This is a genomic window from Methanocaldococcus lauensis, from assembly GCF_902827225.1.
Lineage (GTDB): Archaea > AGJL01 > Methanococci > Methanococcales > Methanocaldococcaceae > Methanocaldococcus > Methanocaldococcus lauensis.
This window is the reverse complement of the sequence record NZ_LR792632.1, coordinates 648343-674113: the sequence shown is the minus strand read 5'-3', so window position 1 is coordinate 674113 and position 25771 is coordinate 648343. Positions and strand designations below refer to the sequence as shown.

Below are 25771 nucleotides of genomic sequence, written 5' to 3'. Positions count from 1 at the left end.
ATTATGACATAATATTAATAAGTATCTATGTGGGAGAGGATGAAAGTAATGGAGATATTTAACATTTTAAAGGAGAAAATAAAAGAAAAAGATGTTATAACTCCAAAGGAAATGGCTATTATTGATGACAATGCAGAGTATTTAGGAGTTCAAAAGATACTGTTAATGGAAAATGCTGGAAAGGCAGTATATGATAAAATTAAAAATATTGAGGCAGAGGAATACATTTTTTTATGTGGAACTGGAAATAATGGTGGAGATGGCTTTGTTGCGGCGAGGCATTTAGGAAGAGGAATTGTTATATTAATTGGAAAAGAATCAGAGATAAAAACTTATGAGGCAAGAGAGAACTTTAAAATATTAAAAAATTTGGCAGAGTTTGGAAATATAAAAATTATGGAAATTAGAGGATTTGATGATATTGAGGATATTTTTGAAAGTTTAAAGGAGAAAAAGGCTGTTATTGTAGATGCTATGATAGGAACAGGAATTAAAGGAGAGTTGAGAGAGCCATATAGGACAATAGTTAATAAAATAAAGGAATTAAAGAAAATAAATAAAAATATTTTTGTTGTGAGCGTTGATGTAGAAACTGGAAACTTGGAAAGTGATTTAACTATAACATTCCATAAGAGAAAGACGATAAATAAAGGAAATGTAATTGTTGAAAAAATAGGAATACCTAAAGAGGCAGAGTATATAGTTGGATGGGGTGACTTAAAAGCATTAAAAAAGAGAGATAAAAATAGCCACAAAGGACAGAATGGGAAAGTATTAATTATAGGAGGTAGTAAAGATTTCTTTGGGGCTCCAATATTGGCTGGATTGGCCGCATTAAAAGTTGTTGATTTGGTGGGGATTCTTTCTGTTAATTGTGTAATAGACAAATTAAATCATCCAGAGTTTATTATGTATAAGGTTGAAGATAACTATTTAAGTGCTCAACATGTTGATTATGCTTTAAATATCGCTAAAAAGTATGATGTCGTTGTTTTAGGAAGTGGTTTATCTAATAACAATAAAACAAAGTCATTTGTAAATGAATTTTTATCAAAATATGATAAAAAGGTTATAATTGATGCTGATGCAATTAAAGTTATTGATTATGATAATATTGAATTCTCTGAAAGTTACATATTTACACCCCATAAAAAAGAGTTTGAATATATGAAAATAGACTTAAATAATATAGAGAAAGTAAAATCAACGATTGTATTAAAAGGAAAATATGACATAATATTTAATTCAAATAATTTAAAAATAAATAAGACAGGAAATGCAGGAATGACAGTTGGGGGTTCTGGGGATGTATTGGCAGGGTTAATTGGAGGATTATTTGCTACAAATGAGCCTTTTATTTCTGCGTGTTGTGGAGCTTTTATTAATGGCTATGCTGGGGATTTACTTTTAAAGGAAAAAGGTTATTACTACACGGCATTAGATTTAATTGAAAAAATTCCAAATGTTTTAAAACTCTTTGAATAAGGAGATAATATGAAGGCAGATTTACATATACATACTAAATATTCAGGTATAGGGAGATTTTGGAAGTTAAAATTTCCTGATTCCGTAGAAGAGCCAAGGAATATTTTAAAAATGGCTAAAAAAAGAGATATTGGAGTTATAGCAATAACTGACCACAATACAATAAGAGGGGGAATTGAAACTAAAAAATTAGAAAAAGAGTTTGATATTGAAGTTATAGTTGGTAGTGAAATTTTGACTACTGAGGGAGAAATTATTGGCTTATTTTTAAATGAAGAGATTCCTAAATATTTAACTCCCGAGGAGACAATAGAAAGAATTAAAGAACAGGGAGGATTGGCGATAGCACCACATCCATATAGCCCAATATGTAAATCTCTTGAAGATAGAATATTTGATTTAGATTTAGATGGAGTAGAAGTTTTTAACGCTTATCATAGAGATGGAATTGTAAATAATATAGCTTTAAAAAAGGTTATAGAAAATTATCATAAAAAGCCATTTGCATTTATTGGGAGTAGTGATGCACATATAGCAAGAATGGTTGGTAATGCATATACATTATTTGAAGGTAATTCATCAGATGATTTATATAAAGCAATAATTAAAAAAAGAACAACATTTGGGGGAAAGCCAACTCCTCTATATCAGGCTATTTTATGGAGTTATGATATAGTATTAGAATCAGAGAAAAAATTAATAAAATCTATGTTATTTAAAGTAGATGATGAAAAAATAAATTCAATAAAATTTTATAAAAAAATTTTAGGAGTTTTTGGAGGTTTTATGTATATCTTTACCCCTTTACCAATACTATCTGGATTTATAGGAAATTACTATCTTAAAAAGAAGGCTAAAGAAAAGTTGGAGGATATCTAAATATTTAATTTTATGAAAGAGGTGGTATTTTTGAAACAAATTGCCTTTTATGGTAAGGGTGGTATTGGTAAATCTACAACTGTGTGTAATATAGCCGCTTCCTTGGCTGATGAAGGGAAGAAGGTTATGGTTATAGGTTGTGACCCAAAACACGATTGTACTTCAAATTTAAGAGGTGGAAAGGAGATTCCAACGGTATTAGATACAATTAGAGAAAAAAATTTGGATAAACTTAACTTAGATGAGGCAATAGAAAAAGGAGTTATAAGTATAGATGATATTGTCTATAAAGGTTATAAGGGAATTTACTGCGTTGAGGCAGGAGGGCCTAAGCCTGGCTATGGATGTGCTGGGAGAGGGGTTATAGTGGCAATAGAGTTGTTAAAGAAGATGAATGTTTTTGAAACATTGGGAGTTGATGTTGTTTTATATGATGTTCTTGGAGATGTTGTTTGTGGTGGTTTTGCAATGCCTTTGAGAATGGGACTTGCCAATCAGATTTATATTGTAACTTCCTCTGACTATATGTCAATATATGCGGCAAACAATATTTGTAAAGGAATTAAAGAATTTGCAAAAACTGGAAGGATTAAGTTAGGAGGATTAATTTACAATGTTAGAGGTTCATTAGATGCAGAAGATATTGTTAAAGAGTTTGCCAAAAAATTGAGAACTGATATAGTTGGTAAAATTCCAAATTCTTTTTTAATAGCAGAGGCAGAAATTGAAGGTAAGACAGTTATAGAATACGCCCCAGACAGTGAAATTGCATCAATTTATAGAGATTTGGCTAAAAAAATTTATGAAAATAAAGGTGGGGTAATTCCAAAACCTTTAGAAAATGAGGAAATATTAATGATTGGTAGGAAGATTAAAGAGAGATTAAAGAGTTTTTATAAGTGATATTTATGAATGTGAAGGAAATTTTGGAGTTGATAGAAGAAGGATATAGTAGTGAAGATAGAGAATACAAAAAAAGAGTTTATTTTATATCTAATTTTATAAGTGCATTGGTATTTTTCTTACTTCATTTGGTATTATCTTTTTTTGAGAATATTACGGCATTAACTATTACGATGGTTTTAATTATTATAATGGGAGTAGTCTTAATAATAAGGCAGAAGCGATTATATAAAAAAGTCCATGGATATTTTGATAAAATCTTAGAAGAAATTATTGTTTATGGATTAGCATGTATCATAATATCTTCTATTTCTGTATTTGTAATATATCCTCCTCTTTTAGGTGTTTTTATAGCCTCAATTTATGGATTGTTGTTATGTGTAGACGGGATATTATTTAAATCAAAATATAGAAAGGTTTGTGGCTTATTATTAATATTTTCTACTATCTTAATGATATTATATTTAAATTATCAGTTTTTGATTTTGGGAACAATTCAAATGATTATTGCCTTTATCTTACTATTTTGTGATAATAAATAAGGGAGTGATTATGAGTAAAGTATTTAATTCTGAGATAAGAGTTAAGATATTGGCAATATTGTATGGAATGGAATACTGCGAATTTACATATTTACTTGAAAAACTTAAAACAACTGAGGGGAATTTATGGGCTCATTTAAAAAAATTGGAAAAAGAAGGTTATATAATTATTAAAAAATATCCTTTTAAAAAAAGAATAAAAACAATAGTTAAAATTACAGATGTAGGGAGAGAAAATTTTAAAAAATATTTAACTGAATTATTAAATTTATCAAATATTGGATAGATATACTTTGTAGAATAAAGTATGTGTAACATTTATATATAGGTTATAATTATATAAACATTTTGTGTAGATAATATATAAAAGGTGATAGAATGAAAATCTTAAAAAAATTGTTGTCAAAGAAAGGGCAGGTTTCAATGGAGATAGGAATTTTAATTGCTGCAGCTGTTGCAGTTGCCGCTATTGCAGCATACTTCTATGCTACAAATGTCAAAGGAGCTGCAAGTAGAGCAGGAGCTGCAGCAAACTCAACAATAGAAAACATGTCAAATGCAGCTAATAAATATGCAAATTTAATGAGTAATATTTAATTTATTAATATTTCAATGTAGTACTAATTATTAAATTTTTAAATTTTTTGGTGTTTTTATGCCAATTATTAAAAAACTTTTTTCTAAGAGAGGACAAATTTCTATGGAAATCGGTGTAATAATATTTGCTTCTATTATAATGGCAACTATTGCATCCTATTATTATCTTTCAGGTTATTTAGATTCAAACCCTGAAACTCCTGGAAAAACTGTAAATAAAACTATAGATGCATTAAATAATGTTTCAATAAGGTATAGTAACAGTTTAAAAAACATATAAATCTTTATGGTGATAATTATAGATTTATTTTATTTTTTAGTTTTGTTAATATTAATCTATTTTATAAATCCACTAAATAATGAGGAAAAGATATTAACAACACTATTTATAACTGTCTCCTATATAGTTATTTTCTCATATCTTTTATCAATTTCAAACAAACCAATGTATAAATATTTATATATAATTCCATTGTTGTTAATTTTACTGTTGATATACTTCAAAAATAAAAAACCTAATAAATTTATTAAATTTAAAAATTTTAAACAGTCACATATAATTCTTGCTATAATAACGATATATTCTCTTTTCATTGGCTACATTTTATTTCCACAAAATCCTGCGAATACAACTGATGTACAATTTCATTCCTATAAAGCAAAGGAAATTATTGAGGAAAAAACAATATTCTATAAGACAAATGAGGAACCATATAAATACTATGTAGATTATCCTTCTGGTTTTCATTCTATTATATATTTGTTATCATCATCTGTAAGTGATATACTTAATTCAATCCAATTTATGAAATTTTATATGCTAATTCTATTTATTTTTGGTTATTATTTAGTTGGTGAGGGAATAAAAAGAGGATTAGGTATTTTTATATCATTATTTTTTCCATTAACAAATGTTGTTTATAGAATTATTGGAACATTGCTTCCAAATACCTTAGGATATGCAATGATGCTCGTATGTATATTCTTTATATTAAAATATAGAATAACTAAGGATAATAGATACATATATTTATTCTCCTTCGTTATATTATCTTTGGTATATATACACACATTTCCATTGATAATATTAACATTATTCTTAATATCAGTATCTATTTACGATTTATATTCAAAACATTATAAAGATATTATAAAATATTGGAGTTCCTATATTTTGTCTATATCTTTGGCTGTTTTGTTAATATTACAAAAAATGGCTAAAAGTGTTATAAATTATGGAAAATCTACGAATTTTTCTCCTGAACCTATATTAAAAATAGTTCATAACATATTGGCAGGATTGGGAATATATTACATATACATTTGGACAAACACACTAAAAACAGGTATTTTAGATAATATAAATACCTTTATAATATCAATAGTATTTACTTTTTTATTAATTGTAGGACTTTATAATTTAAGCAGAATTAAATACAACGGAATCCCGTTTATTATATTGCTAATATTGTTAATTTTAAACATTATTAACATAAAATTTCTACATATATATATTCCATTTTTCAGTAACCAATATGACAGTGCAAGAATGGCTATGCATATCCAAATAATTATGCCAATATTCTACGGTTCAGGATTATATTTCCTATATAGGTTAATATCAATGAAAAAAAGAAAATATAATTTTTTAAAGATAATTTTCATAAGTTTTGTATTATTATTTTCATTATATGCTTCCTATACAAACTATAGTATATTATCAAATTTCCAAAAAAAGATATATGTGATACATCAAAACGACTTAAAAATCTTTGAATATATAAACAAAAATAATATAACAAATCAAACAATACTGAATTTTGGTGAAGACGCCGCTCAGTTTTTACCAATATACACAAAAAATAAACCAGTATTTTGTTATTACAATTTTTCATCAGGTAGAGATAAATTAGAGGGAAATATATCATTATTTGACATTGCAACAGCAATTGATAATAAAAACTATACTTTTATCGTAAATCTGTGCAAAAGAGAAAATATAAAATACATATATATCTCTGAATATTTGGGAAGATATGATAAAGGATTTTTTAACAACAGTAAATACTTTAAAATATTATATCAAATAGGAAATGCAAAATTAGTTGAAATTAAATGATGAATATTATGAAAAGTCAATTTTAGTACCTTCCACTAAGCCCAATAAAGATTTATAAATATTATTTATTTTATTTCCATTAAATATAATTCCCCTACATTTATTTTTCATAATTGTCTCTATTTTGTATCTCATTCCGCCAGTAACATCTATTTTATTAGATTCCTTTAAATATTCTAAGATTTGAGAAATGTTATTTTTGTCAATCCTTTTTATAGGTTTGTTGTTTATCAATACTCCATCAACATCAGTAGCGTAGAGTATTACATCAGTTTTTAACTCCTTAGATAAATACGGAACTATATCATCGCCAGATAGAATTTTATAGTTATTATTGTCATCAACTACTATATCTCCATGAACTACTGGAATTAAATCTCTTTTAATCATCTCCCTTATTGCTGAAGTGTCAAAAATCAATTTTTCTCCAAAGATGACAAATGAAGATGGCTGTATAGAAACTGCAGGAATGTCATAACTCTGTAAAGTGTCTATAATTATATTGTTAAATCTTCTCATAGCCCTTTGAATTTCCCAGAAACCTTTTTCCATATTTACAAATGTTTTTTTGTCATTCTCAATTTTTAAGTATTTTTTAGCAACAGGATGCCCAAAAGAGCCACCGCCATGGACTAATATTAACTTTATATCTTTATTATGTCTTTTGTAATAATCTAAGGCATTTTTTATTTCTCTCGATATTCTATCAAGATTATCCCAATTAACTGAGTAAGGAATATTTTTATTTGATAAAATACTTCCTCCCAATTTTAGTATAATTAACATTCTATCCCCTTTACTCTTTTATTCCTTTAATTACATATCTTAATCTATTTCCTGTTTTTATTTCATCAACTTCCACATCTAAGTTAATATTTTTCATTTTTTCAATTATTAACTCTCTCCTTTTCTCAGGTTTTTTTGGCATCATTAAAGAAATTACTCCTTTTTTATTTAAAAAATTAATACCTTCTTCAATTATTCTAAATGAAAATTCCTCTCCATACTTACCTCTACCTATCAATTCAACACTCTTTGCCTTAGCTCCTCCAAATTTTCTCCCACTACTTACAGAATTTTTTGAATAAAATGGAGGATAGGATATAATTAAATCAAATTTTTTACCTTTAATTTCTTCTATTCCATCAATAATTTTTCCCTTAGAATTTATAAGTTTTATATCTAATTTATTTTTTTCAATGTTTCTTTTAGCAAATTTTAAAAATTCTTCATCAACTTCTGTAGCATATACATCAGCATCGTAAAACTTTTTTATTAATAGAGAAATTATTGCTGAATGTCCTGTTCCTATCTCTAAAACTTTAGGTTTTTTTATTCCCAATCTATATAATGTTTCAAAAGTAGATTTTATAAAGTAATATCTGTTTATTGGTGTAGGAACTAAACCATTTTTATGAAATTCTACATCTAAATTAAATAAAACTTTTAAAATAGTTTTATTGTATTCTATTAAAGCATCTTTATTTTTAAAATCTATCCTAAGTTTATCCCCTTTTTTATAGACATATTTTTTTAGATTTTCATTGTATTTTAATGCTGTCTCAATTTTAAGTCCTAACATATCCACACCAAGTATTTTTAAATTTTAAGAAATTTAAGACAAAAATAAAATCTAAAAAATAATTTAATACTATAATCTTATCTTTTCTCCTAATTTTGGAACTATTGCATCAAATCCATGCTCCAAAGCCCAGTTTCTTAATACTGTTGCCTGAGTTTCCTCTCCATGCTGTATAATTAACAACTCTGGATTTACCTTTTTAATTATTTCATGTAGTTCATCCATTCCAGCGTGGCATGAGAAGTTATATAAACAAACCTCTAAGTTTGGTTTAACCTCATTTTCTCCAATATATATTTTTCCAGTTTCAATTAAATGTCTACCATTAGAATCTCTAACCTGATAACCTGTTAATAATAGAGCATTCCTTGGATCATGCATGAATAATTTTAAATAATATAGTATTGGTCCTCCATCTAACATTCCAGCAGTTGTTACAACAATTCCCCCATTTTTTGATAGATTTTCAATTGCTTTAACTCTATCTTCTGACTTTTCAATTAATTTAACATTTTTTAAACATTCTTCCATTTTATACCCTTCATTTAATAGCTCTTTATATTTAAGCATCAATTTGGTAACATCAACTGCCATTCCATCTAAGTAAATAGGAGCATCAATATTATAGTCATTCAATATTAATAAAATCTCTTGAGCCCTATCAACAGCAAATACTGGAATTAAGGCAATTCCTCCTTTAAATAATATTTCCTTAATTTTTTCTATAAATGACAACTCAACAGCCTTCCTATCTGGATGGATACTATTTCCATAGGTTGATTCTATAATTAAAATATCAATATCATCTTTTATATAACTTAAATCAGCCCCTTTTGATAATCTTGTATTTCTTAACTTTATATCTCCAGTATAAAGTATAGTTTTATTTTTCTCCTCATACTCTAACAAAATTGAGGCACTCCCAGGAATATGTCCAGCATTAAAAAATTCGTATGAAAAATCTTTATAGTATTTTTTATCTTTGTAATTTAAAGGAATTGTATGTCTTATAGTTTCCTTCACATCATGATTGTTAAATAAAATTTTTTTATTTTCAAATTCAGCAATTTTAACCATATCCTTTAACAAAATTTTAATTAATTTTTTTGTTAATTCTGTTGTTACTACTGGAACATCTATTTTTTTGTGAAATAGTATTGGCAAAGCCCCAGAATGATCCAAGTGAGCATGAGAGATAAAAACTTTATCAACATCTCTTATAGATTCATCTAATATTGGGTATTCAATAGTTTTTCCAAGTTTAACTCCGCAATCTAATAATATTTTACTTTTATCGGTTTTTATTTCAATGCAACTTCTACCAACCTCTAATGCCGCACCCCTAAAAATAATTTCCATAATTATCCCAACCTCTAATAATTTCTTTTTTTAATTTTATAAAAAAGTTAGAAAAGATAAAATTACTTTAAGCTTTGCAAATATTTAATAATATTTGCCATAGCAACACATCCATCTCCAACAGCCTTAGCTACTTGCATAACTCCTCCTCTAACATCCCCCACAGCATAAATTCCTTCTATATTCGTTTTGCAATTCTTATCTGTTATAATAAATCCTTTTTTATCTAATTTTATACCACTATCTTTTAAAAATTCAGTATTTGGAATGTGTCCTAAACTTATAAATATCCCATCAGCTTTTATAATCTCTTCTTTTTCATTGACTAATATTTTTACTCCCTCTGCCTTTTCATCTCCAATAATTTCTAAGGGTTTTGCATTGTATATTATTTCAATATTTTTTGCCTCTTTAAGTTTATCTAACATTATAGGCTCTGCTGCTTTTAACTCTGATTTATCAGTAATTACAGTAACTTTTTTAGCAATGTCTTTTAAATTTATAGCACTCATTATTGCTGGAGTATCCCTTCCAATAACAATTACCTCCTTATTTAAATAAAAAAAGGCATCACACATAGTGCAATAACTAACGCCCTTACCAATAAACTTATCCTCATTTAAACCTAACTTTTTAGGTCTTGTTCCTGTGGCTATGACGATAGTTTTAGTTTCGTAAGTTGAATTTTTTGTAATAACTTTGAAGGGTTTTTCTTTAATTTCTATTTTAATAACTTCGTCATATATTATAGGTAGTTTAAACTTTTCAGCGTGATTTTTAAATTTTTCTGCCAATTCAAATCCTCTAATTTCTTCAAATCCAGGATAATTCTCAACAATCCCCGCCTCTGCAATTCTACCTCCAGCATTTTCTTTTTCTATACATATAGCATTTAACTTACCTCTCATTGCGTATATTCCTGCTGTTAAACCTCCTGGACCAGCTCCTATAATTATTGTATCGTATGTCATTTTACTACCTCGTATTTTTATATCGTATTTTTATATAATCTTATTTTAATAGATTTTTAATAAATATTATTTAATTTAATATTTTTTTTATAGTTTCCTCCCAGCTAAAAATTGTTATTTCATAAGAGTTCGAAATAGTTTTTAATTTCTGTTTTCTGTAATATAACAATAATATAAAATATTTAAATATATTACAATGTTAATATATCTTTATAACTTTGATAAAAAACCTTCGAAGGTTGTATCCGTTCATCGAAGTTCAATGAACTCATAAGGGTTTGTAGCAGTTTCTAAATATCAGTGGAACAATATTGTTATATAACCGATGAGAGGACTCTGCCTTCGAGGTCAATATAAATTCCTTTTATGGGGCTGTCTCCGTTCTACCCAAGTCAATGAACCTATGGCAGAGATATTGGTATTCTCGATGAATCTGTGAGTTGATGACTGCCCATTTCCATAGCCGTAAGATATTATATGTTATAATATGCTATGGAAATGGGAAACGGTGGTACCTATGGGAATCTTCATCCCTTTAGGTGGAAGAGGATATCAGTCTTTAAAATCTTCATTTTCATAATTATCATAATTTTGATTCATTTTTTCATACAACTCATCAACTTCACTTCTCTTCCACAATTCAAATTTAGATCTCTTTATTTTCTGCCTCTCTCTTTCTAAGAATTTGAAAGTTTTTGCATGAGATGCTCCTCTTAAAAGCATTTCAACAGCCTCTTTTGCTATTTGTACAGAGTCATGCTCTCCAACAATTGAAACGGTTTTTCCATAGACAGATACATTTGATCCTGTTAATTCCTCAATATATCTTCTTGATTTTCCTTCTTTACCAATAACTCTTCCTTTTAGTCTTCTTAAACTCTTTTCTGAGCCTGCATAATTTTCTATATCTATAACTTCTAAAACATACTCATCACTAACTAATTTTAAAGCGATTTCTGGATTAAATCCCCTTCCAATTGCTCTAACAATATCCTTAGCTTTCCAAACAGCTAATGGATCTCTCTGATCATCAGTTCCGTAAATAGTTACAGTTCCATCTTCATCTATTTCCAATTTAACTCCCAACTCTTTTTCAATTGTTTTTTTAACACTTCCCTTTTTGCCGATTAAAACACCAACTCTTTCTTTTGGGATTTTTAAAATCTCAATATTTTTATCTTGGCCAATATTTTTAAACACCATTCTCTCACCAACACAAAAATAAATAATTTAAATAAATATTATTTTTTACAACTGCTTAATCATAGCCTCGTCAACTGGATTTATATCATTTCCTGTAATATACTTATATAACTCCTTATAATTACAATTAACTTTCTTTCTTCTAAAGAAATTACAGATGTTTATGCAATCTCTTATAAGTAAAGGATGAGCCAAAGGATGTTGAGTTATAACACTCTGAGAAAAATCTATAAAAACTGGCTCGTTATCTTTTACTAAAATATTATATTCGCTCAAATCTCCATGAACTAGCTCTCCCTCTTCGTAAAGTTTTTTCATACTATCTCTTATAATTTTATAGTATCTCTCCCAATCTAAATCTTGAAATTCTTTAAGTTTTGGAGCAGGAATTCCTCTATATCCAACAAAATCCATAATTAAAACATTCTCTCTCCTCAATCTCGCCTTAGGAGCATTTATAATTTCAGAAGCCCTTCTTAAATTTCTAAATTCTTTTTCTACCCACGCGTGTATAATTTGCCTCCTACTACTCTTTCTCAAATGAAATCTTGGATCACCTTGTATATACTTACTCATAGTTTTAAAATCACAGGTAGAAACTCTATAAACTTTAACAGCCCTATAAAACTTCCCTTTTCTGGCTTTAAATACAACAGCCTCTTTTCCTGAATTTACTATTCCTATATACTCTGTTAAATGTTTTCCTGCCAACAAACTAAATAATGTCATAAGAGTTCTTTTATCAAAAACTTCATTGACTGTTTTTAAATCTTCTAAAAACTTTCTTTCTTTTTCTAAGATTTCTTTTTGATATTCTCTATCTAATTGAAACTCTTCCTTTTCAGATAGTAATTTATTCAATTCATAAATTTCTTTGTCAATATCTTTAACTTTAAAATCTAAATCTTTAGATATATTCATCACCTTTTTATAATATCTCATCTAAGTAACCTTTTCTCTTAAGCCATTCAACTTGTGTTTTTGTGTATCTCCAAATTATGTCACATTTTTGGTCTCCTTGAACTACCCATGGTTTTACTATAACAATATCTCCCTCTCTAACCCAAATCTTTTTCTTTAATCTTCCGGGAATTCTACCCAATCTTGTTTTTCCATCTAAACATCTAACTCTTACTCTACTTGCTCCTAACATTTGCTCTATAATTCCTAATATTTCATTCTCTTCTTTTTTTGGTAATCTTACTCTAATTTGTTGTTCTTGTTGCTCTGCCATATTGTCTCACCTTTTTTATTTTTGTTTGTTATTTTTTGAAATTTTAATAGTGTTTCTTATAAATACTAAGTTTTTATTTATGCTTATTTAAACTCTATAGTGTTTTTTAATTTACTTTTAATATACTCAATTAACTTTTTACTGCAAATAGTTTTATATTACTCATTATATATATTGCTTTATGGTCGATATAAAATTATTAAAGGTTCAATTATTTAAATATAAGGGGATATGTATGATAAGTAGAGAGATGGCGATAAATTTTCTCAACTCTGCATCTGTTGATGATATATTGAATTATATAAATTTAATTAACAACAACTTCAAAAGAAAATATGTAACTTACTCAAAAAATGTATTTATTCCTCTTTCTAAGTGGTGTAGAAATAGATGTGGATACTGCATTTTTAGAGAAGATAACCCAAGTTTAATGAAACCTAATGAAGTTAAGGAAATCTTATTGAGAGGGGATAAGTTAGGTTGTAGAGAGGCGTTATTTACCTTTGGAGAGCGAGTAGATGAAAACAAAGAGATTAAAGAACAGTTAAAATCTTTGGGTTATAGCAATATATTAGAATATCTTTACGATTTAGAAGAATGGACATTAAACAATACTTCTCTATTACCACACACTAACTGTGGAATTTTAGATTATGAAGAGTTAAAGATGCTTAAAGATGTTAATGCCTCTATGGGGTTAATGTTAGAAAACGCCTCAGAGAGATTGATGAATACTATTGCCCATAAATACAGCCCGGGTAAAGATCCAAAGTTAAGGATAGAGATGATTAAAAATGCTGGAAAATTAAAAATTCCATTCACTACTGGATTATTAATTGGAATAGGAGAAACTAACAAGGAAATTGTTGATTCCCTCTTTAAAATAAAAGAAATCTATGATAAATATAAGCATATTCAAGAAGTTATAATTCAAAACTTCAAACCTAAGAAAGGCATTCCAATGGAAAATTTTAAGGAGCCAACACCTATAAAAATGTTGAAGGTTATAATCTTAGCAAAGTTAATTTTAAAAGATATCTCTATTCAGATTCCTCCAAATTTAAATAGAGAGACAGGACAGTTATTTTTATTGGCGGGAGTGGATGATTGGGGAGGAGTTTCTCCTTTAACAAAGGATTATGTAAATCCAGAAGCAGAGTGGCCAGAAATAGAGGAATTAAGAAATATGACTGAAGAGTTAGGATTAAAGTTAAAGATGAGATTGCCTGTCTATGATAAGTATATAAGTAGAGAGTGGTTGAGTGAAAAAGTTTATAACAAAATTATTGAGATGGGATGGTTAAAGGAATAGAGTTTTCAATTATAGATATTTGCCTTTTTAAAATGTCTTCGTATCTATTTTTTAATATTTGCAATGCTTTATATGTAGATTTTCCATCTAATGTTAAAATTTCCTCTTTTCCTCTTTCAATGTATTTAACATAGGCCATATTTTCATCAAAACTTACAGTCAAAGATATAAATTTATTTGAACTTAAAATGTCTTTTAACATCTCTTCATAAACATTATTTCCACAGAATAAATTTAACTTAGCAATTTCGTTTATATCTTCATCTTCAATAAGTTTTTCTATCTTTTCATATTCAATAACAATATGCTCTAAATTTTCTACTAATTTTTTAAAACTTTCTGCTCTCTCAATTAAACAGATAAATTTAATTTCAACCATTCCCTTACCTTTCCACCTCCATTCTCTATTTTTCCATTCATTAATTTTTTCTTTAATTTTATTAAGTTCCATACCTAACACCAAAAATATTTTTAATATGACTCTGTTAGGAAAAGTATTAATTATTCGTAAATTATTTATACGCATATGTGGAAAATAAATCTATAAATTTAAGAGGTGAAATTATGATTAAGATATTGGTTGATAACACAGGATATAAAAAATTTTTTGCTCAGCACGGCTTTTCTGCTTTAATTGAAATTAACAATAAAAGAATTCTGTTTGACGCTGGGCAAAACCCAATAGTTTTGAGAGAAAATTTAAAATTGTTCAATGAAAATGAAGGTTTTGATTATGTAGTTATATCTCACGGCCATTATGATCACACTGACGGTTTAAAATATATTATAGAGAACGATTTAATTTGTGGAAAGGTTATAATTCATAAGGACGCTTTTTTAGACAAATATTCTGGAAATAGATATATTGGAATAGATAAAGAAATAAAAGATTATCTTCTAAAAAAAGCAGACCTAAAGATTATAGAGAAGCCATACAAAATAGACAAAGATATTATCATCTCTGGATACATTCCAAGAGAGTATGAGTATGAGATGGAAGAATTTCATTGTATTAAGGATGGAAAAAAAGTAAAAGATGAAATAAATGACGATATGTTTTTAATTGCCAATGGAGTTTTAATTACTGGCTGTTCTCACAGTGGAATAATAAATGTAGTTGAATATGGAAAAAAGTTGAGTGAAATTAAAGAAGTTTTAGGTGGTTTTCACTTAGTATCTGTTTCTGATGAATACTTAAATAAAATTGTAGATTACTTCAAATCACAAGATTTTTGGATTATGCCAATGCATTGCACTGGATTTAAGGCATTAACAAAACTATCTCAATTAAACAACTTCATCTATGGACATGTTGGAAAAGTTCTCAAAGTTTAAAATTTAGTTTGGGATTTTTATGGATGAAAAAGAAAAGCCAATAATTGTGAGTATTGTTGGTAATATCTTTTTAGGAGTAATAAAAATAATAGTTGGTTATATATACTCAAGTATATCTTTAATCTCTGATGGAGTTCATTCTTTATCTGATGTTTTAACAAGTGTTTTAGGATATATTGGGATAAAACTTGCTTCAAAACCTGCTGATAAATCTCATCCATTAGGACATTCAAGATTTGAGCCATTAATAGCTTTTTTAATGGGTCTGGCATTATTTTTTACTGCCTGCGAGATTGGTAAATTTGCAATTGAAAGACTTTTCAGTAAGGAAGTAATTACTGTCAATATTATAATGCTCACAGTAGCTATAATTTCAATAGTATCTAAGGAGTTAATGACACAATATAGTTTATATGTAGGAAAAAAGTTAAATAGTCAAATATTAATTGCAGATGCCTATCACCATAGGAGTGATGTTTTAAGTAGTATAGTAGTTTTAATTGGTTTATTGTTGGAGAAATTTGGAGTAAGTTATGGTGATGCCATTGCTGGGATAATCGTTTCAATTATGATTGCTAAGGTTTCTATTGAAATAATTATAACTAACATAAATTATCTTACTGGAAGCTCTCCTCCAGAGGATTTTTATGAGATTGTAAAAAAAGAGGCATTAAGTGTAGATAGGGTTATAGGTGTCCATGATATAAAAGCTCATTATGTAGGACCTAAAATCTATGTTGAGTTACATGTTGAAGTGCCTTCAAATATATCTGCAAAGGAAATGCACGATATTGAGGTAGATGTTAAGAAAAGATTAGAAAAATTAGATAATGTTGAAAAGGCATATGTTCATGTTGATATTGTTGACTAATTAATTTTAATATTATTCTATATTAATTAATATTTTCCTAATTTAATCTATTTTTAATAAATTTAATAAAAAATTTGAATATAATAATTTATTTCTCTAAAAATAAAAATAACTATGCTCAAAATATACTATCTATTTAAGGATTGGTGGGTTTGAGGAGTCTCAAAGCATAGGGCTTCGCCCTATTGCTATACCCAAAATGCTCTGCCTATTTAAGGATTGGTGGGCTCGGGGAGATTCGAACTCCCGACCACCGCCGTGTCAGGGCGGCATCATAGCCAGCTAGACCACGAGCCCACAACAATCAGTCAGCGAGATTATAGTATGAATAACTCATATATAAATATTTCGGTTGTCCGGTTGAGAGAGACTGTCAAGATAAGAAAGATTTAAAAATATGGAAATAAAAAATATTATTCGTAAGAAGTATATTAAAATTTTGCTCGAATAAACCAAAAATTTTAGTGGATGGTATCCATGACCATTACAGAGATTAGGTTTAAAATTCAAAAGAGTTCGATTTTGATTAAGAAATTGTGTAGTAAGTTTCTTCTCCCTCCTTAAACGAAAAACTAAGTCCTTCTATAATAGATTCCCTAATAATTCCAAATTTAATACAATTATCTCTTGGCTTAATTCTTTCGCTTCCATCTATAACTTCCTCCTATCTTTATCTTGACAACCTCCAACCTCGTCCGGTTTATATTGTAGTTCTATGTTTATAAATCTTAGATTACAAAAATAGAAAAGTGAGATTATATTTATGATTATTAATAGTAATACCAAATAGTTTTATATTCTTCAATATTTTCTCCAATTTCCTTTAAACTATCTAAGTATTCTTTAATTGGCGTATCTTCGTAAGTGTATAACTTAGTTGGATATATTCCTTTTTCCCATGGATGCATTAGATAAACTCTACTTCCATTAGGTTTTATAGCTATCAATTCTCTATCCTGCCAACCTCTTAAATGATTCTTGCCCATTCTTGGAACATTAAATATTGGCTCATCTGTTCTAAATGATCCTGGCAATAATCTCGCTTCTTCTTTAACTTCTTGAACTACTCTTGCTATTGGAACTAAGTAATCTTTATGCTCTATCTTTCCTTTAGGATAGAATGTATAGTATGGAATTATTCCTGCTTTCTTTAAAGCTATTCTTAAAGCGACATTTTCAAATCTTCTGCTTACATATCTATGAAATACATGCTGATTATAAACCTTAATATTTTTCTCTCCTAATTTTCTAACAGCCTCTTTAACTTCTGGTGTAATTTCATAACAACTTTCAACATGTGTAGAAATCATTAAACTCTTTTCATAATTGTCTAATATCTCTACCAATTCATCTGTTATTCTCATAGGAACTGTGACTATTGTTCTCGTTCCAAATCGTACTCCAATAACATGATTAATTTCAGAGATTCTATTTAACATCTTTTCAATAGCCTTATCACTTAAACTGAATGGATCTCCACCGGTAATTAGTATCTCTATCATTGAGTCATGCTCAGCAAACCAATCTAATGCTTTTTCAACTTTATCCCAACCTTTAAATGCCTTTTCGTTAAAATCTTGAACCATCCAGTTTCTTTGACAATAGACACAAATTTGAGGACAAGATTCATAAGGTTTTATAATTGCAATTGTAACGTACCTCCTTGTTATTAAGTCACATGGAGAAGTGTCATGCTCCCCCATAAAGTCAAAGAATGTTGATCTATCCTCTTTATGTTCAATCATCTTTTCAACATACCATTTTGGAGGAATAACCTGCCTTCTAACTGGTAGATCTTCAACATAAGGATTTTCGAAGTCAAATAAATGTAAATAGTAAGGAGTTATTCCAAATGGTATTCCATTTTTCACACATTCTTCTATAATCTCCAAATCTTCATCAGATATTTTAAAGTTTGTCTCTTCTCTAAGTTCTTTTAAAATTTCTACTCCTTTTTTACCTTTTATTACATTTTTAAACTGCCACTTATAGTTAAACCATTCATCATCAGTAATTCCAAAGAAATCTTCTAAAATTTCCCTATTCTTTTTTCTTTTTAATATAATTCTCTTATCTAACCCGCTTGGATATTTACTAATGTATTCTCTCATAATTTCATAAACTTTATCTAAAAAGTTGGATCTCGCAATTCCTGCTTTTCTACCTTTTATCTTACTAAAATCTACAAATTCAACACCTTCATTTAATAATCTTTCTCCTAAGAAACCTAAGGAATAGTTCGCCTTTCCAGACATAGCCAAAAACAAATGTCTAAATTCTTCAATAAAACCCTCCCCTATTTCTTTTAAAGCATCTTCGTAACCTTTATATGCTTTCCATAAATATTCCAATGTGCTAAATCCAGATAATTTTTCGTTGTGTTTAGAGATTATATTTAAAAATATTTCAATAGATTTTAATGATAGCCATCTATCTATTTCATTTTTAAATTTTATCTTACCACTTCTAATTTTCCACTCTAACTCTTTACAAAATTCAAATAACTTTTCTCTTGCCTCTTCTATACTTTCACTCTTCTCTAAAATTTCTCCAATTTCTGGAACTTCAGAAAATATCTCCAAAAAAGACTTATAATTATTTATAACTTTGTATTCCTCGTTAATTGTTGAATTCGCTATCATATTCCCCCTCCATATCATTTTATTAATTTAAATTATTTAATATATTAATTACAGTTTTTTAAACAACTTTAAAGGTAAAGACAAAAATTTTAAATTAAACCTTGTCAAATAAAAATAGAAAATCCGCTAAAACAAGTTTTAGATGTTCGTAAATTATGTAAAAATTAAAATTATTTGGATTTATTATATTTATTAAAAAGATATTTATGATTATTTAATACAATATTTCCAAAAATAATTATATTGATAATCATATAAAAAGTTTTCGTATCAGGACTATTTTTATTATATAATATTATAATTTTAATTTAATAATTTTTATTAAAAAGTAAAAATAGTTTTATTCTAAATAAATTGCTGGTTTGCATGGAATTGCTACTCTCTTTTTATTACCTTTGTCTTCCCCATTGATAATAACTTCATCTACATTAAACTCTCTTTTTATAAATTCTTTGGCATTTTTTAGGATTTCTACTTCATTAATAATATCAGCATTAACTTTTAACAATTGATTAACCAACTTTGGAATTTCTTTACCATACTTTCTGAACTCTGAATTTTTCATAATAATTGGCATTAACTCTTTAATTGTCTTTCCTTCATTTTCCTTAATTATTTTTAAGACATCATATTTCCATTCATCGGCTGTATATAGATAAATTCTTTTTGGTTGGACTTTTGTAACATTTATTATTTCCTTTATGTCATCAATTACTGATTTTAAATATTCCTCTCCTTTTTCTATACTGTCATCAATAAACTCCTCTTTAACTTCTGGCAATTTAGATAAAGAAACAAATCCTTCTTTTCCTAACATTTCCCACATTTCTTCACATAGATGTGGAGTAAATGGAGCCATTAATTTTATTATAACTTCTAAGAACTCCCTCAATACATTTATATTATTTCCTCCCCTTCTTCTATACCATTTTAAGTCATCTAACAGTTGATAGAGTAATATTCCCGCTTTTCTAAGTTCAAAGTTCTCCATATATTCATCGTATAGCTTAACAGATCTATATAATCTACTTAATAACCATCTGTCAATGTAATTATATTCACTTCCTTCTTCATCCTTTCTTTCAGCAATGTCTTTTGCAAATAAATACAATCTTTCTAAAACTTTTTTAGTATTTTCCAATTCTTTAAATTTAATATCAGCATCTTGTGGTAATTCAGCACAGGTTGTTATATAAAACCTTCCAACATCTGCCCCATAATTTTCAGCCACTTCTATTATTGGAACTAATGGACCCTTTGACTTAGACAACTTTTGTCCTTCAATTGTAACATACCCATTGACTACAATGCCTCTTGGCCAATACTCTTCTGGAAAGATTGCTACGTGGTTAAAGATGTAGAATGTTAAATGATTAGGAATTAAATCCTTAGCAGAACATCTCCAATCAACTGGATAATAATAAACAAACTCTTTCCTCATACCTTCAATAATATCCTTTGGAATTCCTGTATCTTTGGAAATTTTCTCAATATCTCCTTTACCTAAGAATACATAGTCAAACAACTCTAAGGTTAGTTGTTCTGGTTTTATTTTATATTCATTTATATATTTTGCAATTGTATAGTATGCAGGATATATAGTTGAGTCAGATAAAGATTCAATAACCCATCCTTCCTCAAATGGAAACTTAGTTCCTAATCCTCTTCTTCTTACACAAGCCTTATCCTTCATCCAGTCAATTTTTTCGTGGAACACTTGTCTTAAATGTTCAGGGATAAACTTCATTTTATCTACACATTTGTGAGCCAATTCCTTCCATTTTTTATCAGAGTATTTTATAAACCATTGTCCTTTAACCATCTTCACTATACAAGGAGTTCCACATCTACAAATAACTTTTTCTTCACTAAATTCATACATAACCTCAGCAAGTCCTTTATCTATTAAATCCTTTGTTAATTTATCTTTAATTTCTCTAACTGGAATGCCTTTATAATCTAAACAATTTTCATTTAAAACTCCCTTGTGGAACTCATCTTTATAAATTTTTTTAGTAGCCTCCTCTAACTTATCAACATCTTCTTGGCTTTTAATACCCATTTTTTCTACAATTTCCTTTGCAGGATACTCTCCATATCCGGGAACATCAATTAATGGAATTAAATCTATTTCATCAACTAATCCTAAATCTCTTAATGCTATATAATCATAAGGTGCATGTGCTGGAACACTCATAACGCAACCAGTTCCTATATTAGTTTTTACAAATTTAGCAGGTAGTATAGGAACTTCCTTACCAGTTACTGGATTTATAACCTTTTTGTTAATAAGTAGTTCTCCTTTAAACTCCTCAAGAATCTCTATTCTTCTATTTTGATGTTTTAGTTTTTCAGCACATTCTTTTGACATTATCCAAATTCCATTATCAATTAATTCAACTCCATCCTCTTTTTCTATCTCTAAATAAACTTTTGCCTTTACATATGTAGCAGAAGGATTAATCCAAACATTTGTAACTCCAAAAACAGTTTCTGGTCTTAAAGTAGCCATAGGCATTATGTAGCCATCCTCTGTTCTAAATTTAATTAATATATACTCTACCAAAGTGGCATTTTCTCCAACTAATATGTCGTGATCTTCAACAGGGTTATCACATCTTGGACAGTATCTAACAGGATGAGAACCTTTAACAATTAAACCTTTTTCTTTTAATTTATGAAATTGCCATTCAATAAACTTATTGAAAACTTCATCATCCGTCTTAAAGTTTCTTCTCCAATCTAAACTGAATCCCATTCTTTTAAATGCCTCAGTTGCCTTTTTTGAGAAGTATTCTACAATTTTCTCTGGTGTTGTTAATTGTAAAAGGTCTTCTTCTGGTATTCCGTGTAAATTTGTATATGCCCAAATTGTTTTTTCATCTTTATTTTTTATCAACTCAGCCAAACCTAATATTGGAGTTCCAGTTACATGATAACCAAAAGTCCATAAGACATTTTTATTTTTCATCCTTTGAAATCTTGCAACAACTTCTGGAATTGTAAATGTTCTTAAATGCCCAGCGTGTAATACACCATTTAAGTAGGGAAATGCCGCAGTTATAAAGAACTTCTCCCTATCATCAGGATCTGCCTCAAAAATCTTTGCCTCTTCCCATCTTTTTTGCCATTTTTTTTCTATTTCCTTAAAGTCAATCATATCAATCACATCCTATTATTCTGTTAGATTTAATTTTTTTATACAGTTTATAAGAGTTTCTATCAATTTATCTCCAGATTCTATAACCTCCTTAGACATAGGACAAAAATCTATAATCTTAGGCTGGATTCCTATAATTATTACATCAAAATTTACAAAATTCTTTAAATATTTAATTATAAATGATATTGGTAATGTGTGAGTTGATAAACTGTAATTTATTATTTCATCTTCTTTTATAATTTTAACTTTGCCAGGAGGTTCATTCATCAAAGCACAGTCAATAATTATAAGATGAGTAGGCTTTATCTCTTTCAAAATATCAGTATAAAAATCAGGGACAGTTCCAGCATTTATTAAATATAGATTTTTTATTTTTAAAATTTCATTATTTAAATTATTATTTTCACTAAAGTAATTCATTAATTTTTTAGTTACATATACTCCTATACCATCATCTCCCTTTAATTCATTTCCTACTCCTATAATTACTAATTTTTTACAACCTTTTAAAAGTTTTATTAAATTGTTCATAACAATCTCCTTAATTACATTAGTTTTTTCTTAATAATAAACCCAATTATTAAGGCAATTATTGGAGCCACAACCCACCAAAAAATAATTTTTTTAAATACACTCCACTTTATTGTTTTTATTCCTTTGGTTAATCCAACCCCTAAAATACCCCCAACTATTGCCTGAGTTGTTGAAACAGGCATTCCCAATGCAGTAAATATAGTTACAGCCAAACCTCCAGATAGTTGGGCTATAAATGCAGATGTTACACTCAAATTGGTAATCATAGTAAATGTTTCTGAAATTTTGTTTCCATATAGATATGCTCCTAAGCACAAAAAAACTGCTCCAATAAGATAGATTGTTTGAGATGTTGTAAAAGTTCCTAAAATGGTTGGTAAATCGTTACTTCCTAAGTTAAATGCAATTATTCCAGAAGTTAGTAATAATAAAGTTCTAATTATAGATAATTTTTTAAAAATTGGAATCTTAATTCTTTCATAAGTTAAATAGAATATATAAGCAATAATAACTGCAATAGTTGGAGAAAAAATCCAACTTAATAATATTTTAAAAAACACTTTTAAATTTGAAGAACTAAAATTTAAGCCAATTAATGAGCATACTATAATAGTGTGTAAAGAAATAGGCACTTTTTTATATGTTGATATTGTCATAACTAAAGAAGAAATTATTAAGGAAATTAAAGCTTCTGAGGATATACTATTTACAGTATTACCAACATTTTTAGCAAATAAAGAACCAACAATAACGCTAACACTAAATAAAATTAATAAACTTTTATAAGATGCCGCTTTTGAAGCATATGCTGTGCCAATAGCATTTCCAACATTGTTAGCACCTAAGATAAACAATAAGTAAAAACTTACTATTAAATTTAAAATTTGGGAATTTATAATATCACCTTATTTAATATGGAAATACATTATCTGTAATTCATCTGCAACATCCTCTATGTAGTCGCTAATATCCACTATGTTATCAATAAAATCACATAGTATCTTCCCATCCCAAAAAGATATGATTTTTAAATTAATTAAATATTTATAAATTTTGTTTTGATAAATGTCGTCAATAAATTTCTCTTTATCTTTAATTTCTTTAATTATTGTATCTAAGTCTCCTCCATTTTCAATAACATCTAAAATTCTTTCTAAGTGTTTGAACATATCAACAGTTATCATTAAAACGAGATCGATTTCATCTTTTAAATAACTATCCAGTTCATATTTTAATAATTCATAAAGCATAGCAGCATGTTTTAAGCTATCTAAGGTTTCATCTAAAAGCTCAGCAGACCTCGATAGTTCTCTCTTCATATTTGGCAAAAATGCATTTTCTAAATTTATTCTTATATTTTTAGTTATTTCATCCCCTTCTTCCTCTATTTTTATAATTTCTTTCAATAGTTTTTCATCCTTAGAGTGCATATACTCCTTCAAAAGATTAATGCTATTTAAAGCCATTTTAATAAGTTGTCTAATATTGTTAATTACATTTTTTTCATTGTTCCTTTCAAATAAAAAAATAGACATAACAATCACGCAATATAGTTAATTTAAAAATTTTTAAAAATTAATGAAATTATTCATTTTTATTTTTAGTAGCTATCTTTACTTTATCTTTGTCAATAACAGCTACAGCACATGCTACTGGATGCTCAAATTCTTTGTAGTTTAAAATATACTCTGCTATCTCTTCTGCAGTGGTTCCTTCAATATCTATAACTTGATTTTCATCTATTTTACATGAGTTATATACTCCTAAATAATAACCTTTTCCTTCTTTTAATTCAACCTTTTTAACTCTAATATCTTCATGAGTAACATATCCCATATAGCATTCATTTTTATCTAATATTGCCGCTATTCTTGGAGTTTTGTAATCATCTTTCTCATAGTCCATAACGGTTAATACATAAGCTAATGCATCTCTTTTACCAAAATGTAATTTCTCACCTATAAAATCAGTATGAGAGCCATTAGTGACTATAACAGTATTATTAACTACTTTTATGCAGTTGTAAGTGATATAAGGATTTTTAAAAATTTCATTTAAGTCCTTTGGAATTATTGCCACTGTATTATCGTTTATTTTTTTAGCCACTCTATTTGGAAAACTTCTACTCGAAACTCTGTAAGCGGCAAAGAGTTTTCCATCCTTTGTCTTACCAACCACTAAAAACCTTCCTATATACATTTTTAAACCTCCTTATATCTTTACATTGTTATCTTTCTATTACATTATATTACTTTAGTTCGTTTTAATTTTTATTAGTTTATTTTTTATCGTTTTATTTGAATAAATTCATTTTTAGTCTATCACAATAGCATCAATTGGACAGTATTTTGCACATATACCACAATTTACACATTTATCATTATCTACAATCGCCACCCCATAGGTTTTTATTGCCTTTTTTGGACAAAATACAACACAATTACCACATCCAACACATTTATTTAATATTTCCATTCCTAACACCAAAAATAAAATTTATATAAAATTATTCAATTGGAATTAGCTTAGCTTTAACATTATCCTCAATATTTAATTTCATAATTGACTTAATAGGACACCTTGGAACCGTTGGAGAGCCGGGATTTAGTAATAAAACATCTCCACAGTCATCTATAAATGGTGTATGTGTATGTCCTGAGATTAATATATCTACTCCCATCTCCTTACCTAATAATCTTAATTTTAGTTTATCTCCTCTTGGATAAATAACATCTCCGTGAATAACTCCTATTTTAAAATTATTTATATTTAAAATTTGTTGTTTTGGAAGATTAAGATAATCCATATTTCCTCTAACCGCAATAACTTCTGCTAAATCACTCAATAAATTTAAAACATCTTTGTCAGTAACATCTCCACAGTGTATAATTAAATCAACATTAGAAAATTCATCAAAAACAGATTTTGGCAATTCATATGCTCTATCGTAAATATGAGTGTCAGATATTACACCAATAAGCATTATTTTCCCTCATATTTAAGTTTTTATCAATTAGAATATTTAGAAAATAAAATTTAA

Annotated in this window: 27 protein-coding genes, 1 tRNA gene and 1 pseudogene; 12 read left to right on the top strand and 17 right to left on the bottom strand. The window is 27.8% G+C overall.

Annotation, left to right across the window (positions count from 1 at the left end; genetic code table 11):
• Positions 1 to 48 precede the first annotated feature (48 nt).
• From KMP69_RS03825 to KMP69_RS03790, 8 genes are all read left to right on the top strand, one after another.
• Positions 49 to 1485: an NAD(P)H-hydrate dehydratase gene (locus KMP69_RS03825; protein WP_214400746.1), complete on the top strand. Its 1437-nt coding sequence runs from the start codon at positions 49 to 51 to the stop codon at positions 1483 to 1485.
• A gap of 9 nt (positions 1486 to 1494) precedes the next feature.
• Positions 1495 to 2364, top strand: coding sequence for a PHP domain-containing protein (locus KMP69_RS03820; protein ID WP_214400609.1), 870 nt, complete (start codon positions 1495 to 1497; stop codon positions 2362 to 2364).
• A 30-nt stretch (positions 2365 to 2394) separates the two neighbouring features.
• Positions 2395 to 3267 carry a nitrogenase iron protein gene (gene nifH, locus KMP69_RS03815; protein ID WP_214400608.1) on the top strand — a complete coding sequence of 291 codons (873 nt, stop codon included), beginning with the start codon at positions 2395 to 2397 and terminating at the stop codon, positions 3265 to 3267.
• 5 nt (positions 3268 to 3272) lie between these two features.
• Complete coding sequence (locus KMP69_RS03810) at positions 3273 to 3809, top strand: hypothetical protein (RefSeq protein WP_214400607.1); 537 nt, start codon at positions 3273 to 3275, stop codon at positions 3807 to 3809.
• Positions 3810 to 3819: 10 nt separating this feature from the next.
• On the top strand, positions 3820 to 4095 hold the full coding sequence (locus KMP69_RS03805) for a transcriptional regulator (protein WP_214400606.1): 276 nt from the start codon (positions 3820 to 3822) through the stop codon (positions 4093 to 4095).
• Positions 4096 to 4187: 92 nt separating this feature from the next.
• Positions 4188 to 4406, top strand: a complete 219-nt coding sequence (locus tag KMP69_RS03800; protein ID WP_214400605.1) for a class III signal peptide-containing protein — start codon at positions 4188 to 4190, stop codon at positions 4404 to 4406.
• A 58-nt stretch (positions 4407 to 4464) separates the two neighbouring features.
• Positions 4465 to 4686 carry a class III signal peptide-containing protein gene (locus KMP69_RS03795; RefSeq protein ID WP_214400604.1) on the top strand — a complete coding sequence of 74 codons (222 nt, stop codon included), beginning with the start codon at positions 4465 to 4467 and terminating at the stop codon, positions 4684 to 4686.
• Between the two features lie 6 nt (positions 4687 to 4692).
• Positions 4693 to 6525 (top strand): DUF6541 family protein, encoded by a 1833-nt coding sequence (locus KMP69_RS03790; RefSeq protein WP_250543634.1) that lies wholly within the window; start codon positions 4693 to 4695, stop codon positions 6523 to 6525.
• A gap of 6 nt (positions 6526 to 6531) precedes the next feature.
• Here KMP69_RS03790 and KMP69_RS03785 read toward each other — a convergent pair whose 3' ends face one another.
• The 7 genes from KMP69_RS03785 to eif1A all read right to left on the bottom strand — a co-directional run bounded on the left by KMP69_RS03785 (position 6532) and on the right by eif1A (position 12874).
• Positions 6532 to 7311: an isopentenyl phosphate kinase gene (locus KMP69_RS03785; protein WP_214400603.1), complete on the bottom strand. Its 780-nt coding sequence runs from the start codon at positions 7309 to 7311 to the stop codon at positions 6532 to 6534.
• Between the two features lie 10 nt (positions 7312 to 7321).
• Positions 7322 to 8107 carry an RlmF-related methyltransferase gene (locus tag KMP69_RS03780; protein WP_214400602.1) on the bottom strand — a complete coding sequence of 262 codons (786 nt, stop codon included), beginning with the start codon at positions 8105 to 8107 and terminating at the stop codon, positions 7322 to 7324.
• Positions 8108 to 8176: 69 nt separating this feature from the next.
• Positions 8177 to 9466 (bottom strand): MBL fold metallo-hydrolase, encoded by a 1290-nt coding sequence (locus KMP69_RS03775; protein WP_214400601.1) that lies wholly within the window; start codon positions 9464 to 9466, stop codon positions 8177 to 8179.
• Between the two features lie 62 nt (positions 9467 to 9528).
• On the bottom strand, positions 9529 to 10437 hold the full coding sequence (trxR, locus tag KMP69_RS03770; protein WP_214400600.1) for a F420-dependent thioredoxin reductase: 909 nt from the start codon (positions 10435 to 10437) through the stop codon (positions 9529 to 9531).
• Positions 10438 to 10989: 552 nt separating this feature from the next.
• Positions 10990 to 11640 carry a KH domain-containing protein gene (locus KMP69_RS03765; protein WP_214400599.1) on the bottom strand — a complete coding sequence of 217 codons (651 nt, stop codon included), beginning with the start codon at positions 11638 to 11640 and terminating at the stop codon, positions 10990 to 10992.
• A 45-nt stretch (positions 11641 to 11685) separates the two neighbouring features.
• Positions 11686 to 12582 (bottom strand): serine protein kinase RIO, encoded by an 897-nt coding sequence (locus tag KMP69_RS03760; RefSeq protein WP_214400598.1) that lies wholly within the window; start codon positions 12580 to 12582, stop codon positions 11686 to 11688.
• Positions 12569 to 12874 carry a translation initiation factor eIF-1A gene (eif1A, locus tag KMP69_RS03755; protein ID WP_214400597.1) on the bottom strand — a complete coding sequence of 102 codons (306 nt, stop codon included), beginning with the start codon at positions 12872 to 12874 and terminating at the stop codon, positions 12569 to 12571. Before eif1A ends, KMP69_RS03760 begins: the two co-directional genes overlap by 14 nt.
• Positions 12875 to 13109: 235 nt before the next feature.
• On the opposite strand from eif1A, the gene cofG reads away from it, so the two are divergent.
• The gene (gene cofG, locus KMP69_RS03750) at positions 13110 to 14186 is read left to right on the top strand and encodes a 7,8-didemethyl-8-hydroxy-5-deazariboflavin synthase subunit CofG (RefSeq protein ID WP_214400596.1); all 1077 of its coding nucleotides are present in this window, start codon (positions 13110 to 13112) and stop codon (positions 14184 to 14186) included.
• Here the strand turns inward: cofG and KMP69_RS03745 are convergent.
• Positions 14158 to 14637, bottom strand: coding sequence for a hypothetical protein (locus KMP69_RS03745; RefSeq protein ID WP_214400595.1), 480 nt, complete (start codon positions 14635 to 14637; stop codon positions 14158 to 14160). The genes cofG and KMP69_RS03745 overlap by 29 nt on opposite strands.
• Before the next feature lie 113 nt (positions 14638 to 14750).
• On the opposite strand from KMP69_RS03745, the gene KMP69_RS03740 reads away from it, so the two are divergent.
• Together KMP69_RS03740 and KMP69_RS03735 are read left to right on the top strand one after the other, a co-directional pair.
• Entirely contained in the window at positions 14751 to 15521 is a 771-nt protein-coding gene (locus KMP69_RS03740) for an MBL fold metallo-hydrolase (protein ID WP_214400594.1), read from the top strand.
• Between the two features lie 19 nt (positions 15522 to 15540).
• Complete coding sequence (locus KMP69_RS03735; RefSeq protein ID WP_214400593.1) at positions 15541 to 16392, top strand: cation diffusion facilitator family transporter; 852 nt, start codon at positions 15541 to 15543, stop codon at positions 16390 to 16392.
• A 220-nt stretch (positions 16393 to 16612) separates the two neighbouring features.
• Here the strand turns inward: KMP69_RS03735 and KMP69_RS03730 are convergent.
• Positions 16613 to 16689 (bottom strand) — tRNA-Val (locus KMP69_RS03730).
• Between the two features lie 113 nt (positions 16690 to 16802).
• Between KMP69_RS03730 and KMP69_RS03725 the strand changes: the two are divergent.
• Positions 16803 to 17071, top strand: a pseudogene (locus tag KMP69_RS03725) (IS6 family transposase); the annotation flags it as partial.
• A 91-nt stretch (positions 17072 to 17162) separates the two neighbouring features.
• Here the strand turns inward: KMP69_RS03725 and KMP69_RS03720 are convergent.
• The 8 genes from KMP69_RS03720 to KMP69_RS03685 form a co-directional block, all read right to left on the bottom strand.
• On the bottom strand, positions 17163 to 19034 hold the full coding sequence (locus tag KMP69_RS03720; RefSeq protein WP_214400592.1) for a KamA family radical SAM protein: 1872 nt from the start codon (positions 19032 to 19034) through the stop codon (positions 17163 to 17165).
• A gap of 340 nt (positions 19035 to 19374) precedes the next feature.
• Positions 19375 to 22194, bottom strand: coding sequence for a leucine--tRNA ligase (gene leuS, locus KMP69_RS03715; RefSeq protein ID WP_214400591.1), 2820 nt, complete (start codon positions 22192 to 22194; stop codon positions 19375 to 19377).
• A 15-nt stretch (positions 22195 to 22209) separates the two neighbouring features.
• Positions 22210 to 22728, bottom strand: coding sequence for a hydrogenase maturation peptidase HycI (gene hycI / locus KMP69_RS03710; protein ID WP_250543633.1), 519 nt, complete (start codon positions 22726 to 22728; stop codon positions 22210 to 22212).
• A 14-nt stretch (positions 22729 to 22742) separates the two neighbouring features.
• Positions 22743 to 23585 (bottom strand): inorganic phosphate transporter, encoded by an 843-nt coding sequence (locus KMP69_RS03705; protein WP_250543632.1) that lies wholly within the window; start codon positions 23583 to 23585, stop codon positions 22743 to 22745.
• 51 nt (positions 23586 to 23636) lie between these two features.
• Positions 23637 to 24266, bottom strand: coding sequence for a TIGR00153 family protein (locus KMP69_RS03700; protein ID WP_214400590.1), 630 nt, complete (start codon positions 24264 to 24266; stop codon positions 23637 to 23639).
• Between the two features lie 49 nt (positions 24267 to 24315).
• Positions 24316 to 24930 carry an IMP cyclohydrolase gene (purO, locus tag KMP69_RS03695; protein WP_214400589.1) on the bottom strand — a complete coding sequence of 205 codons (615 nt, stop codon included), beginning with the start codon at positions 24928 to 24930 and terminating at the stop codon, positions 24316 to 24318.
• 114 nt (positions 24931 to 25044) lie between these two features.
• Complete coding sequence (locus tag KMP69_RS03690) at positions 25045 to 25206, bottom strand: 4Fe-4S binding protein (protein WP_214400588.1); 162 nt, start codon at positions 25204 to 25206, stop codon at positions 25045 to 25047.
• A 31-nt stretch (positions 25207 to 25237) separates the two neighbouring features.
• Positions 25238 to 25714, bottom strand: a complete 477-nt coding sequence (locus KMP69_RS03685) for a metallophosphoesterase (protein WP_214400587.1) — start codon at positions 25712 to 25714, stop codon at positions 25238 to 25240.
• Between the last annotated feature and the right edge of the window lie 57 nt (positions 25715 to 25771).